This window comes from Microbispora cellulosiformans (assembly GCF_008728085.1).
GTDB lineage: Bacteria > Actinomycetota > Actinomycetes > Streptosporangiales > Streptosporangiaceae > Microbispora > Microbispora amethystogenes.
Genome location: NZ_VYTZ01000026.1, coordinates 1 through 13,060 on the forward strand (window position 1 = coordinate 1; position 13,060 = coordinate 13,060).

Annotated in this window: 12 protein-coding genes; all 12 read left to right on the forward strand. The window is 72.1% G+C overall.

The features are described 5' to 3' along the window. The first annotated feature begins 214 nt into the window (after positions 1-214). The 12 genes from F5972_RS36055 to F5972_RS36110 all read left to right on the forward strand — a co-directional run bounded on the left by F5972_RS36055 (position 215) and on the right by F5972_RS36110 (position 13,003). The gene (locus tag F5972_RS36055; RefSeq protein WP_150940594.1) at positions 215-1,498 is read left to right on the forward strand and encodes a bifunctional folylpolyglutamate synthase/dihydrofolate synthase; all 1,284 of its coding nucleotides are present in this window, start codon (positions 215-217) and stop codon (positions 1,496-1,498) included. Between the two features lie 17 nt (positions 1,499-1,515). After that, positions 1,516-1,854 carry a DUF4233 domain-containing protein gene (locus tag F5972_RS36060; protein ID WP_150940537.1) on the forward strand — a complete coding sequence of 113 codons (339 nt, stop codon included), beginning with the start codon at positions 1,516-1,518 and terminating at the stop codon, positions 1,852-1,854. Between the two features lie 11 nt (positions 1,855-1,865). Then, the gene (locus F5972_RS36065) at positions 1,866-3,407 is read left to right on the forward strand and encodes a hypothetical protein (RefSeq protein WP_150940539.1); all 1,542 of its coding nucleotides are present in this window, start codon (positions 1,866-1,868) and stop codon (positions 3,405-3,407) included. Positions 3,408-3,541: 134 nt separating this feature from the next. Further along, entirely contained in the window at positions 3,542-3,952 is a 411-nt protein-coding gene (gene ndk, locus F5972_RS36070; protein WP_117408856.1) for a nucleoside-diphosphate kinase, read from the forward strand. Between the two features lie 219 nt (positions 3,953-4,171). Then, positions 4,172-5,203, forward strand: coding sequence for a rod shape-determining protein (locus tag F5972_RS36075; RefSeq protein ID WP_150940540.1), 1,032 nt, complete (start codon positions 4,172-4,174; stop codon positions 5,201-5,203). Between the two features lie 9 nt (positions 5,204-5,212). Further along, positions 5,213-6,478: a rod shape-determining protein MreC gene (gene mreC / locus F5972_RS36080; protein ID WP_150940542.1), complete on the forward strand. Its 1,266-nt coding sequence runs from the start codon at positions 5,213-5,215 to the stop codon at positions 6,476-6,478. 4 nt (positions 6,479-6,482) lie between these two features. After that, positions 6,483-7,001, forward strand: a complete 519-nt coding sequence (gene mreD / locus F5972_RS36085; protein ID WP_150940544.1) for a rod shape-determining protein MreD — start codon at positions 6,483-6,485, stop codon at positions 6,999-7,001. Beyond that, positions 6,998-9,055 (forward strand): penicillin-binding protein 2, encoded by a 2,058-nt coding sequence (mrdA, locus tag F5972_RS36090; protein ID WP_150940545.1) that lies wholly within the window; start codon positions 6,998-7,000, stop codon positions 9,053-9,055. The genes mreD and mrdA overlap by 4 nt, the downstream gene beginning before the upstream one ends. A 10-nt stretch (positions 9,056-9,065) precedes the next feature. Continuing rightward, positions 9,066-10,238 carry a rod shape-determining protein RodA gene (gene rodA / locus F5972_RS36095; RefSeq protein WP_150940547.1) on the forward strand — a complete coding sequence of 391 codons (1,173 nt, stop codon included), beginning with the start codon at positions 9,066-9,068 and terminating at the stop codon, positions 10,236-10,238. A gap of 132 nt (positions 10,239-10,370) precedes the next feature. Continuing rightward, positions 10,371-10,619, forward strand: a complete 249-nt coding sequence (locus F5972_RS36100; protein ID WP_117408862.1) for a hypothetical protein — start codon at positions 10,371-10,373, stop codon at positions 10,617-10,619. A 54-nt stretch (positions 10,620-10,673) separates the two neighbouring features. Next, positions 10,674-12,125, forward strand: coding sequence for a hypothetical protein (locus F5972_RS36105; RefSeq protein ID WP_150940549.1), 1,452 nt, complete (start codon positions 10,674-10,676; stop codon positions 12,123-12,125). After that, positions 12,122-13,003 carry a phosphotransferase family protein gene (locus F5972_RS36110; RefSeq protein ID WP_150940551.1) on the forward strand — a complete coding sequence of 294 codons (882 nt, stop codon included), beginning with the start codon at positions 12,122-12,124 and terminating at the stop codon, positions 13,001-13,003. Before F5972_RS36105 ends, F5972_RS36110 begins: the two co-directional genes overlap by 4 nt. Positions 13,004-13,060: the final 57 nt, after the last annotated feature.

Below are 13,060 nucleotides of genomic sequence, written 5' to 3' on the forward strand. Positions count from 1 at the left end.
TTAAGCCCGCCAGCGCCGATGGTACTGCACCGGGGACGGTGTGGGAGAGTAGGACGCCGCCGGACAATTTTTTGAGGGGGGCCATCCCGGTCGGGATGGCCCCCCTTTTTTTTGTGCCCCGAACCAGTCCCCGGCGACGGGTGTGCGGTGAAGGGCGACGACCACGTCCCGTACGCTGAGGGTCGTGGAATATCGAGCCGTCGAGCAAGCGATCATGGAGCGAGGGGTTGAGTGGGATTTCGATCCCTCTCTCGATCGGATCGCCGCGCTGATGGAGATCCTCGGCGATCCCCAGAAGTCGTACCAAGTCGTTCACATCGCGGGGACCAACGGCAAGACGAGCACCGCGCGCATGACCGAGGCTCTGCTGCGCGAGCGCAACCTCCGCGTCGGCCGCTACACGAGCCCGCACCTGCAGTCGATGCGCGAACGCATCTCCATCGACGGTGAGCCCCTCTCGGAGGAGCGGTTCACCGAGGTGTACGAGGACATCGCGCCCTACCTGGAGATGATCGACGCCAGGGTGGGCAGGCTCAGCTTCTTCGAGGTGCTGACGGGGATGGCGTTCGCCGCGTTCGCCGACGCCCCCGTGGACGTCGCGGTCGTCGAGACCGGCATGGGCGGGACCTTCGACGCCACCAACGTCGCCGACGGCACGGTCGCGGTGATCACCCCCGTCGCGCTCGACCACACCGAATACCTCGGCCCGGACATCGCCACGATCGCCGGCGAGAAGGCGGGGATCATCAAGCCCAAGGCGACCACGGTGCTGGCGCAGCAGGCGCTGCCTGCCGCCGAGGTGCTGATGCGGAGGGCCGCCGAGGTCGGCGCGGTCGTCGCCCGGGAAGGGCTCGAGTTCGGGGTGCTGCACCGCGAACTGGCGATGGGCGGCCAGATGCTCCAGCTCCGGGGTCTCAAGGGCGTGTACGAGGACGTGTTCCTGCCGCTGTACGGCGCGCACCAGGCCGGCAACGCCGCCGGCGCCCTGGCCGCCGTCGAGGCGCTGACGGCCGGTGACGACCCGCTGGGCGACGAGGTCGTACGGCAGGGGTTCGCCCAGGTGAGCAGCCCGGGGAGGCTGGAGGTCGTACGGCGCGGGCCCACTGTCCTGGTCGACGCGGCGCACAACCCCGCGGGCATGGAGGCGACGGTGGACGCGCTCACCGAGGCGTTCGGCTTCACGCGGCTCGTCGCCGTGGTGGCGGTGATGGCGGACAAGGACGTGGAGACGATTCTGGACCTGCTCGAACCGGTGGCCGAGGAGATCGTGGTCACCCGCAACTCCTCCCCCCGGTCCCTCAGCCCCGACGACCTGGCGGTCCGCGCGCAGGCCGTCTTCGGCCCGGACCGCGTCCACATCGAGGACCGGCTGGACGACGCGATCGACACCGGCATCGGGCTGGCCGACCAGGGAGACGAACTGGGCTCAGGAGTCCTGATCACCGGGTCGGTGGTCACGGCCGGCGACGCCCGCGTCCTGCTGAAGGCCGCCAGGTGAGGGCGGAGCACGGCGGCATGTTCGAGGTGACCCCCGGCATGCGGCGGCTCTGCGCGAGCGTTCTCGGCATGCAGGCGATCGTCGTCGCGCTGGTGACTCCTGTCGCGATCACCATCAACCACGTGTCCCCGGCGCTCGCGGTGACCGTCGGGCTCGGCCTGGCCGTCCTGTGCGTGCTGATCGCCGGCCAGTTGAAACGGCCGTACGCCTATATCGCGGGCAGTGTGCTGCAGATTCTGACAATCGCTACGGGATTCCTGGTCCCGGCCATGTTCTTCCTTGGGGTGATCTTCGCCGCCCTGTGGATAACGGCCATCTTCGTCGCTCGCCGTGTCGAAGGGACGACGAAGCGCTAAAGTCGGCTTCCATGGCCGTCCCTCCCGTACCGCAGGCACGGGCCGCCGTGCCGGTCCGTGCCGTGCGCGTCCCCATGCTGGTCGACGTCGTCATCGGGCTGCTCACCGTGGTCGCCCTGCCCCTCGCGGTCGTCGCGATCCCCAACACGATCTCCGTCGTGGCGGCGCTGCTGCCGCCGGGCGTCTCGCAGGTCGAGATGATCCGCGCGCACGGTCTCGCGCTGCCCGCCATGCTGGTGACCGTGCCCATCGCCGCGATGGCGGTGCGCAGGTTCCGCGCGGCGCCGATTCTCGTCGCGGGGCTCACACTGCTCGCGCTCGCGGACGCCGCGGGCGGATACACCGAGACGGTCGCGCTCGTCGGCGTGCTGCGCGTGCTCCACGGAATCGGCGCGGGCATGCTCGTCCCGGCCACGCTCGCCGCGGTGGCCGAACGTCCCCGCCACCGGGTGCTGCTGCCGCTCTGGGCCGGCGCGCTCGCCGCGTCGCTGCTGTCGGCGCAGGCCCTGGCCCTGTGGGCGATCCGGGACGTGTCCTCCTGGCGGGTCACCCTCCAGCCGTACCCGCTGCTCACCGGGGTCGCGCTGGCGCTCGCCGCCGCGTATCTCGTCCTGTGGATGGTCACCGGCGGCGCCGGTGCGGCCGACGCGGAGGGTGAGCGGCAGGTCCTGCCGCTGAGACGGCCCACCTCCGCCGAACGCGGCAGGCTCGGGCTGGCCGTCGTGCCCGCCACGGTGATCGCGGCGCTGGGGGTGGGCGTCACCTTCGACTGGCCGCCCCTGCTGGTGGTCGCCGCGGCGGCGCTCGCGACGGTGGCGATGCTGGCCCTCGCGGCGTTCGGCGCCTTCGAGGGGCAGGGCGGCCGGACCCTCGCGCTCGTGAACGTGGCCGTCGGGCTGGTCGTGCTGCCGACCGCCGCGCAGATGACCTACATCGAGCTGGGCGGCCCGCTGGGCGGTCCCGGACTGCTGGGCCTGTGGGTGCCGTTCCTGGTGGCCGGGCTGGCCGCGCTCGCGGCGGCCGTCGTGGCGGGCAGGGCCCCGGAGACGTCCGCCACGCGGTTGACCGCTCTCGGCCTCGCCGCCATGGTCGGCGGACTGTGCGCCATCAGGCTTCTCGTCCCCGCACCCTCCGGCACGCCGCTGATGGTGCCGTTCGTCCTGCTGGCCGCCGGGGCGGCGGTGGCGCTGGTCGGCGCGTTCCGGCTGGCGGGTCTCGGCTCCGCGCTGCTGGGCCTGTCGCTGTGCTTCCCCGCCGTGCTCGCCGGCTTCCTGCTCGGCACCGGCATCCAGGTCAACCGGCTGCGCGAGGCCGCCGGGTCCGCCCTGGCCGGCAAGGACGGGGGGAACGCGCTCGTCAAGGGGTTCGTCGACGCGCTGCACATGTGGGCGCTGGTCGGGGGCTTCGTCGTGGTCGGAGTGATCGTGCTCTCCTCGGTCCTGGCACGGCGGAGCGCCGCAGCCACGTCCGCCGGTCAGGTGGTGATCCCCCTGCCGACGCCCTCTCCCGAGGGTGACGACGCCGGGCCGCAGGAGCCGGACACCGTCCGCTGACCACGCGGGGTGAGCCGAGTGGCGGGCCCGGACCGGTAAGCTGCCGTTGCGTTGGAGCTCCCAGGCGTGCCCGGGAACCGGCGGGGTCGGACGCCACGTGAGCGTCACCCACGACGACAATAGGAGAGAAGACCGTGTCCGAGCGTACGCTTGTCCTGATCAAGCCCGACGGGGTCCGTCGCGGGCTCGTCGGGGACGTCATCGGCCGCATCGAGCGCAAGGGCCTCAAGATCGTGGCGATGGACCTGCGCACGCTCGACGCCGAGACGGCCAAGGCCCACTACGCCGAGCACTCCGAGCGCCCGTTCTTCGGGGAGCTCGTGGAGTTCATCACCGGCGGCCCGCTCGTCGCGATGGTGCTGGAGGGCCCGCGGGCCGTCGAGGCGTTCCGCGCGCTGGCCGGGCTCACCGACCCCGTGAAGTCCGCGCCCGGCACCATCCGCGGCGACCACGCGCTGGAGATCGGCGAGAACGTCGTCCACGGCTCCGATTCGCCGGAGTCCGCGGCCCGGGAAACCAAGATTTTCTTTCCCGACCGTTTCTAGCCCTTGCCCCACGAGAGGCCCCGGTTTAAACCGGGGCCTCTCGCGTTTTCCCAGGTGGTGACCGAGCTTAGGCCGGGGGTGGCCGGTTTTTCCGGGGGCTTGGCAGCTCGATGTGCCCAGTCATGAGCACGTGCGGTTACGATTCGAATGCGATGCGTCATCCCGCACTCCCGCTGAACCCGGTAACCGCTCACCACCTGAAGGAAGGCTTCCTTCCGCATGGGCAGCAAGCTGACATTCCTGGGCCGTGACATGGCTGTCGACCTTGGCACGGCGAACACTCTCGTCTACGTCCGAGGGCGCGGCATCGTCCTGAACGAGCCGTCCGTCGTCGCCATCAACGTCACGACCGGCAAGATCGTGGCAGTTGGGATCGAAGCGAAGCGGATGATCGGGCGGACGCCCGGAAACATCGTCGCGATCCGGCCCCTGAGGGACGGGGTCATCGCCGATTTCGATGTGACCGAGCGGATGCTGCGGTACTTCATCCAGAAAGTCCACAAACGCCGGCACTTCGTGCGGCCGCGCATCATCGTGGCCGTACCGAGTGGAATCACCGCGGTCGAGCAGCGCGCGGTGAAGGAAGCGGGCTACCAGGCCGGTGCCCGCCGGGTGTACATCATCGAGGAGCCGATGGCGGCGGCGATCGGGGCCGGTCTGCCGGTCCACGAGCCGACCGGGAACATGGTCGTCGACATCGGTGGCGGCACCACCGAGGTGGCCATCATCTCGATGGGCGGCATCGTGACCAGCCAGTCGATCCGCGTCGGAGGCGACGAACTCGACCAGGCGGTCATCGCCTTCGCCAAGAAGGAGTACTCCCTGATGCTGGGGGAGCGCACGGCGGAGGAGGTCAAGATCGCGGTGGGCTCCGCCTGCGCGACCGGTGAGGACTTCCACGCCGAGGTGCGGGGCCGCGACCTGGTCACCGGCCTGCCGAAGACCGTTGTGATCAGCGCCGAGGAGATCCGCCGGGCGATCTCCGAGCCGGTCAACGCCATCGTCGACGCGGTGAAGTCCACGCTCGACAAGTGCCCGCCGGAGCTGTCCGGCGACCTCATGGACCGGGGGATCGCCGTGGCCGGCGGCGGCGCGCTGCTGCGCGGCATGATCGACCGGCTGCGCGAGGAGACCGGGATGCCGGTCCACCTCGCCGAGAACGCGCTCGACTCGGTCGCGCTGGGCTCCGGCAAATGCGTGGAGGACTTTGAAGCCCTCCAGCAGGTGCTCGTGCCGGAGCCCCGCAGCTAAGGAGCGGTCATGAGAGACACCCGCCGCGCCCGTCTCATGCTCGGCCTCCTTCTCGCCGTCGCGCTGATCCTGATCACCGTGGACAACCGGGCCGGGAGCGACCGCGTCCTCGGCCCGGTGCGGGGCTTCGCGGCGGCGGTGTTCGGGAAGGCCGAGCGCGTCGGCGCCGCCGTGACCGGGCCCATCACCGGCTTCGTCGGCATGCTGCGCGACGCGCCGTCCGCCCGTCGCCTGATCGGCGACCTCCGCAAGGAGAACGCGCGGCTCCGGGACGAGGTCTCCGCGCAGCGGCTCGACCGGACGCGGTCCGACAAGCTGGACCGCATGCTCGGGCTGGCGGGTCTCGGCCGCTACCGCATCGTGCCGGCCCAGGTCGTCGCGCGGCGTACGGTGGCCGGGTTCGAGGACACGGTCGAGATCGACGCGGGGGAGGCCGACGGGATCCGGGCCGACATGACCGTGCTGAGTGACGAGGGGCTGGTCGGCAGGGTCATCCAGGCCGGCCCGACCAGCTCGACGGTCGCGCTGCTGACCGATCCGGCCCTGTCGGCGGGCGCCCGGCTGGAGGGCGGCAACGAACTCGGTGTCGTGAACGGGCTCGGGGAGGCGGGCGGCGGCGGCAACCTGATCAAGTTCCGGCTGCTCGACTCCACCGTGCCGATCGGGGTGGGACGGCGGATCGTGTCGTTCGGCTCCCAGCGGAGCCTGCCGTACGTGCCCGGCGTGCCGATCGGGGTCGTCGAGCGGATCGACAACACCCCCGGCGAGGTCACCCGGACCGCCTACGCGCGGCCCTTCACCGACTTCTCCGCACTGGACGTCGTCGGGGTCGTGGTCGCGGCGCCGAAGCGGGATCCCCGCGACTCCGTGCTCCCGCCGGTGCCGCCGCCGCCGAAACCGCCGAAACCGCGTGAGGAGCGGCGGCCCGGCGAGCACAGGGCCGGCCAGAGGTCGCTCGAGGAGGGGTTCGGCCTCCGGCGGCCGGGCGACGAGGTGCAGGCCGCGGCGGAGCGCCCGGCGCGCGAGGCGCGGCCGGGTGCCGCGCAGGAGCGGCGTGGTCGTCATGGGACGCAGAGGGCGGACGAGACAGGCGGGTACGGGTACGGTCCCGCCGGGCAGGCGCCTCCCGCAGGGGCAGCCGGAGCCGCGCCACCGCGCGAGGCGCAGGCCCGTGAGGGCACGGCGGGCGCGGCACCGCGTGACACGCGTGCACGCGAGGGCGCGGCGGGTGCGGCGGGTGCGGCGGCCGGCGACGGCCGCGGCGGGAGGAACTGAAGCGATGCTCCGCAACGTCACCCCGGCGCTGCTGCTCTTCGTCGCCCTGGTGCTGCAGGTCAGCCTGGTGAACCGGCTGCTGTTCACGTGGGCGCCGGACCTGGTGCTCCTGACGGTCGCCCTGCTCGCGGCCAAGCGCGGGCCCCTGCCGGGCGCGGTGATCGGCTTCTGCGGCGGGCTCGCCTACGACCTGCTGCCGCCCGCCAACCACACGCTGGGCCAGTACGCACTGGTCCTGTGCGCCCTCGGCTACGCGGCCGGTCGCATGGGCGATCGCCTGCCGCTGCTCGTGATGGCGGCCTGCGGCGTGCTCGCGCCCGGCATGGTGGCCGGCTTGGGCGCGCTGCTCGGCGCGCCGGGGGTCACCTGGGGGGTGCTGGCGACGGCGTGGCCGCGGGCGGCCGTCTGCAATCTCGTGGCCGCTCCGCTGGTGCTGTGGGCGGTCAACGCCCTGTACGGCGGCCGCCGCAGACGCGCGGGCCGTACGGAGCTGGTTCCGGGCTATAGACGGGGGGCGGCATGACACGGTTGCGCGGGCGGCTGATCGTCTTGCAGGTGATGGTCATCGCCATGATCGTCGTGCTCGTCGTCCGGCTGTGGCAGGTCCAGGTGGTGCAGGGATCGCGTTTCGTCACGGTCGCGACCGAGACGCGTACCCGCGAGGTGCGGGTGCCCGCCCTGCGGGGGGCGATCCTCGACTCCTCGGGCCGTCCGCTGGTGCGCAACCGCACGACGCTGGTGGTCTCGGTGGACCGCGGCCGGCTGGAGCGCATGCCGGACGGCGGCGCCGCGGTGCTACGGCGGCTGTCGGGCGTGCTGAAGGTGCCGCTGCCGAAGCTGAAGATGGAGATCCGGGCGTGCGGCCCCGGCGTCAGCCGCCCGTGCTGGCCCGGCTCGCCGTACACGCCGATCCCGGTGGCGACGAACGTCAATCCCCGGGCGGCACTGCAGATCCTGGAGCGCCAGGAGGACTTCCCCGGGGTCACCGCCGACATCCAGGCGATGCGCGACTACCCGAACGGCAGGGACGCCGCCCAGCTTCTCGGCTACCTGCAGCCGGTGACGCAGAGCGAGCTGGAGAAGCGCGAGGGTCTCAAGGCCAACTACTCGGGCGTCGACCTCACCGGCCGCGACGGGCTGGAGCGGACCTACGACGCCGCCCTGCGCGGCACGGCGGGCCTGCGCGCCGTCCAGGTCGACCGGATGGGCAAGGTCATCACGGTCGACCAGCAGTCCGATCCGGTGCCCGGCGACATCCTGGTGACCAGCATCGACGCCAAGGTGCAGAGGATCGTGGAGAAGTCGCTCGACCAGGCCATGCAGGAGATCCCGAACTCCGACGGCGCGGCGGGCGTGGTGCTCGACGTGAAGACCGGCCGGGTGATCGCGATGGCGAGCCGGCCCAACTACGACCCCAGGGTCTGGACGGGCGGCATCACCGAGAAGGACTACCGGCGCCTCCTTTCCGACAAGTCGGGCAAGCCGCTGGTGTCGCGGGCGATCGCGGGCGAGTACGCCCCCGGCTCGACGTTCAAGATCAGCTCGGCTTCGGCGATGATCGCCGACGGTGAGTCGCTGCACGGCACCTTCCAGTGCCCCGGCGCCTACACCGTCGAGGGCAGGTCGTACCCGAACGCGGGCGGCATGAGCCTCGGCGCGATCTCGCTGCACGAGGCGCTGGTGAAGTCGTGCGACACGGTCTTCTACAAGGCCGGATACGAGGAGTGGCTGCGCGACGGCGGCAAGACGCCCAAGTCGAAGGTCAAGGAGCCGATGCCGAAAATGGCCAAGGCGTACGGCTTCGGCCGCCGCACCGGCATCGACCTCCCCGGCGAGTCGCCCGGCCGCATCCCCACCCGCGCCTGGAAGCTGGACCTCTACAACTCGACCAGGGCCGAGATGTGCAGGCGGGCCAAGATCGGCTACCCGGAGATGAAGAACGAGAGCCGCGCCGCGTTCGCCAAGCGGCTGGCCAACGAGAACTGCCTGGAGGGCATGATCTTCCACGCGTACGAGGCGGTGAACCTGTCCATCGGCCAGGGCGACGTGCTCGTCACGCCCCTCCAGCTCGCCCGGGCGTACGCCGCGCTCGTCGGGGACGGCAACGTGCGCAGCCCGCGGATCGGCTGGGCGCTCATGCGGCCCGACGGCACGCTGCACAAGGAGATCCCGGTGCCGGTGGAGTATCACCTGCCGGTCAGCGACGAGACCCGCACCTACATCCGCAAGGCGCTCAGCGAGGTGCCGTCCGACGGCACGGCGGCCGGCGCGTTCCGCGGGTTCCCGCTGAACATCGTGAAGATCGGCGGCAAGACCGGCACGGCGGAGGTCTACGGCAAGGAGGACACCTCGTGGTTCGCCTCCTTCGCCCCCGCCGACAACCCGCGGCTGGTCACGGTGGTCATGGTGGCCCAGGGCGGCTTCGGCGCCTCGACCGCCGCGCCCGCCGTACGGCGGATCTGGGAGGGCATCTTCGGCCTCGGCAAGGGCGACAACAACAAGCCGATCCAGCCGGCGCTCCCCGACGGCAAACCGGTCACGCGGCTGCCGGCCATCAGCCGCGACGGGACCCAGTGAGGCGCCTGCCATGACCGAGGCCATGAGGGTGGGACGCGGATCGCTGGCACGGCGGGCGATCGGCCGCGGCGCGGTCGTCTGGCGGATGGACTGGCTTCTCCTCGGCGCGGTCCTCGCGCTCAGCGTCGTGGGCACGCTGCTGGTGTGGTCGTCGACCAGGACCTGGTCGTCCATCGAGCCCACCGCGATGGCCAAGAAGCACGTGATCAACCTGCTCATCGGGCTGGCCCTCTACAGCGCCGTCGCCGTGAGCGACTACCGGTGGCTCCGCACGTACGCGCCGGTGCTGTACGCCGTGGCGCTCGTGGGACTGGTGCTCGTGCTCACCCCGATGGGTTCCACGATCAACGGGCACCACTCCTGGATCATGGTCGGCGGCGGCTTCGCCGTGCAGCCGGACGAGCTGGCCAAACCGGTGCTCGTGCTCATGCTCGCGCGGCTGCTCGCGCGGCCGTCCGAACGGGACAAGGACCGGCCGCGGGCCCTGAACGTCGCACTGTGCCTCGTGCTGACCGGCGCGGCGGCAGGCCTGATCATGCTCGAACCCGACCTCGGCACGACGATGGTGCTCGCGACGATCACCGGCGCGATCATCGTGCTCTCCGGGGTGCGCAAGCGCTGGGTGGTCGCCGGGATCCTGCTCGCGGTCGTCGCCGGGGTCGCGGTGTGGTCGCTGGGGCTGCTCAAGCCGTACCAGGTGGCGCGGTTCACGGCGCTGCTCGACCCGTCGACCGACCCCCGCGGCGTCGGTTACAACAGCAGGCAGGCCCTGGTGGCGATCGGGTCGGGCGAGCTGTTCGGCAAAGGGCTGTTCCACGGCGGGCAGACGACCGGCCGGTTCGTGCCCGAGCAGCACACCGACTTCATCTTCACCGTCGCGGGGGAGGAGCTCGGCTTCGTCGGGTCCGTCGCCGTGGTGGCGCTGCTCGGCGTGATCCTGCTGCGCGGCGCGCGGATCGCCCGGACGTGCAACGACCGGTTCAGCGCGCTCGTCGCGGGCGGGATCGTCGCGTGGCTCGCCTTCCAGACCCTCGTCAACGTCGGCATGACCATCGGCATCATGCCGATCACCGGCGTGCCGCTGCCGTTCGTGTCCTACGGCGGCACCGCGACGTTCGCGAACATGACGGCGGTGGCCGTCCTCCAGGCGATCCACCTCAGATCGCGGCCGTTCTCGTCCTGAGCCCTCGTGACACTCGCATGAGAGCGGTTCGCAGGGTGGCGGATCCCGGCTCTCACTGGCGGCCGCACGGTGCGGCGAACAGTATGGGAACAGAACAGGTTCGGGGGCTGAACGAACCATTACGGAGGAACGGTGACTCCGGACGACGAGGCGCGGGACCGCCAGCGTGCCCTTGAACTGCTGCGCAGGGCCTTTCCCGACTACCGGATCGTGTACGGCGGCGGCCGGTGGGCCGCGGCGGCGGCGGGCGACCCGCCGACGGTGTGGTTCGCCGAGACGCCGGCGAGCCTGTGCGGACAGCTCTTCACGGCGCAGTTGCGCAGCGGCGGGACCATCGCGCCCCTCCGGGTGGAGGAGAGCGACTCGCAGTGCGCGAGGTGACCGGTTCGTGACATCGACACCATTAGCGTGCGGGTGTCACCACTGGGAGAGCCGATGACGACACCCTCACGCGGCGGGGACCGGTCCGCCATCCAGATCGCCGGCGGTATCCGCGAGCGCACCCTCGCCGCTCTCGGAGACCCGCCCACGACCGCGGTGTTCCACCAGATCGCCGAGGAGATCCATCTCTGCTGCCCGCAGCTGTCGCGCTTCAAGTGCGTCCGGCTGGCGTACGGGTGGACGGTCGAGGAGGTGATCGAGCGCTTCCACGCGATGTGCGACCGTGAGCGGATCAAACGCAGGGGGCTGACCGAGAGGTCCTGGCGGGAGTGGGAGGCCGGGGCCCGCCCCGACCGCGACTACACCGACCTGCTGTGCCGGCTGTTCGAGACCGGGCCCGTGCAACTCGGGTTCGCCCGCGACTACACGCCGGAGGAGCTGCGCCGCCCGGAACAGGGGCAGCGCGGGCCGTGGACGCGCGGCACGGCGCCGGACCTGGTCACCGCCGCCGCCCGGGAGGCCAGCGAGCACGCCGAGCGGGCCGAGACGAGCGAGGTCGGCGACAGCGTGCTGGAGCGGCTGCGCACCCAGGTGATCTGGCTGTCGCGGCGGTACGTCTGGGAGTCGCCGCTGCCGCTGTTCGTCGAGATGCGGGCGCTGCAGGAGCAGGCCCGGCGGGCGCTGGAACGGCGCGTCCATCCCTCCCAGGCCGGTGAGCTGTACTTCCTGGCGGGCACGCTGTGCGGTCTCATGGCCAACGCCAGCATGGACATGGGCCGCCGGATGCCCGCCGACACCCTCGCCCGCGCCGCCTGGACGTACGGCAGGATCGCCGGGCACCAGTCGCTGATGGGGTGGGCGCGCGGGATGCAGGCGTCGGTGGCGCTGTGGGACCGGCGCTATGAGGACGCGGCGGGCTACGCCGAGGCCGGCCTGACCCACCTGCCGAGGGGACAGGGCGGCGCGCGCCTGCACATGCTGCGCGCCCGCGCCGGCGCCATGCTCGGCTGGACCCGCGAGGCCGAGGACGACCTGCTCAAGGCGGCCGACGCCCGCGAGCCGGGGGCGGGGGACGAACTGCACGACGGCTTCGCCGGCGAGTTCGCCTTCCGGCCCGCCAAGCACGCCTACTACACGGCCGTCGCGTACCTCCACCTCGGCCGGCCGGACCGCGCGATCGACCAGGCCCGCGCGGCGCTCGACCTGTACGCCCGGGAGGACCGGCAGAACAGGTCGTACGGCTGCGAGGCGATGGCCGCGGCCCACCTCGCCGCCGCGCATCTGATGGAAGACGATCCCGACGGGGCGGAGCGGGCCATGGCGCCGCTGTTCGACCTGCCGCCCGAGCGCAGGATCGACAGCCTGGCCGAGACCCTGCAGGCCGCCCGGCCGCGGGTGGGCGGCCCGCTCGCCGACCGGCTGCAGGCGTTCTGCGCGTCCGGCCTGCCCCAGTCGGCGGCCCGCGCGCTGCCGGAGGCGCCCGTGACCGAAGGAGGCGTGGGATGACCGTCTCCACCGTCGCGGGCATTCCGCCCGCGCTCGCGGAGGCCTGCCGCCTGGCGGGGCTCGACGCGTCCGGCGCCCGGCTGCTGCGCAGCTTCGCCAACGTCGTCTACCACCTGCCGGGCGAAAGGGTGGTCGTCCGCCTCGCCGAGACGGGCGCCCCCGGCAAGTACGACCGGCTGGTCACCTCGCTCAAGGTCACGAGGTGGCTGCACGAGCAGGGCTTCCCGGTCACGCTGCCGCTCGACGTGCGCCAGCCCCTCGCGGTGGAGGGCTGCCTGGCGACCTTCTGGCACTACGAGGAGGGCGCGGGCGACGGTGACCCGGTCCCGCTCGGCCTCCTGCTGCGCCGCCTGCACTCCCTGCCGCCCGTGCCGTTCGAGCTGCCGACCTTCGACCCCTTCGGCCGCGTGCGGCGGGCCGTACGCGCGAGCCGCGTGCTGGACGACGAGGAACGGGAGTGGCTGCTGGAGCGGTGCGGGGCGCTGGAGGAGGCGTACTACGAGCGCGTCGAGTTCGCGCTGCCGTACGGGCTGGTCCACGGCGACGCGCACCGGGGCAACCTGATCCGGACAAGGGACCGGCTGCTGCTGTGCGACTGGGACTCGGCCGGCGCCGGGCCGCGCGAGATCGACCTGGTGCCCAGCCTGCAGGGCGCGCGGTTCGGCGTGTCCGACGCCCAGCGGGACGGCTTCGTCCACGCCTACGGGTACGACATCCGGGACTGGCCGGGATATCCGGTGCTGCGCGACATCCGGGAGCTCCAGACGTTGACGGCCGCCCTGCGCATCGGGCACCGGGACGCCGCGGCCCTCGCGGAGCTGCGGCACCGCCTGTCCTCGCTGCGCGCCGGGGACGACCGGCTGTGGCATCCCTTCTGACCCCTCCTGGAGCTCCACGAGGGACGGCAAGATCCGCAGGGGCCACTCCCGGAAGCC

Excerpts from the sequence above, each read along its gene's own strand:
- mrdA (WP_150940545.1), top strand. The coding sequence starts at position 6,998 with ATGACACGGTTGCGCGGGCGGCTGATCGTCTTGCAGGTGATGGTCATC.
- rodA (WP_150940547.1), top strand. The coding sequence starts at position 9,066 with ATGACCGAGGCCATGAGGGTGGGACGCGGATCGCTGGCACGGCGGGCG.
- F5972_RS36055 (WP_150940594.1), top strand. The coding sequence starts at position 215 with ATGGAGCGAGGGGTTGAGTGGGATTTCGATCCCTCTCTCGATCGGATC.
- F5972_RS36065 (WP_150940539.1), top strand. The coding sequence starts at position 1,866 with ATGGCCGTCCCTCCCGTACCGCAGGCACGGGCCGCCGTGCCGGTCCGT.
- F5972_RS36060 (WP_150940537.1), top strand. The coding sequence starts at position 1,516 with ATGTTCGAGGTGACCCCCGGCATGCGGCGGCTCTGCGCGAGCGTTCTC.
- mreC (WP_150940542.1), top strand. The coding sequence starts at position 5,213 with ATGAGAGACACCCGCCGCGCCCGTCTCATGCTCGGCCTCCTTCTCGCC.
- F5972_RS36075 (WP_150940540.1), top strand. The coding sequence starts at position 4,172 with ATGGGCAGCAAGCTGACATTCCTGGGCCGTGACATGGCTGTCGACCTT.
- F5972_RS36110 (WP_150940551.1), top strand. The coding sequence starts at position 12,122 with ATGACCGTCTCCACCGTCGCGGGCATTCCGCCCGCGCTCGCGGAGGCC.
- mreD (WP_150940544.1), top strand. The coding sequence starts at position 6,483 with ATGCTCCGCAACGTCACCCCGGCGCTGCTGCTCTTCGTCGCCCTGGTG.
- F5972_RS36105 (WP_150940549.1), top strand. The coding sequence starts at position 10,674 with ATGACGACACCCTCACGCGGCGGGGACCGGTCCGCCATCCAGATCGCC.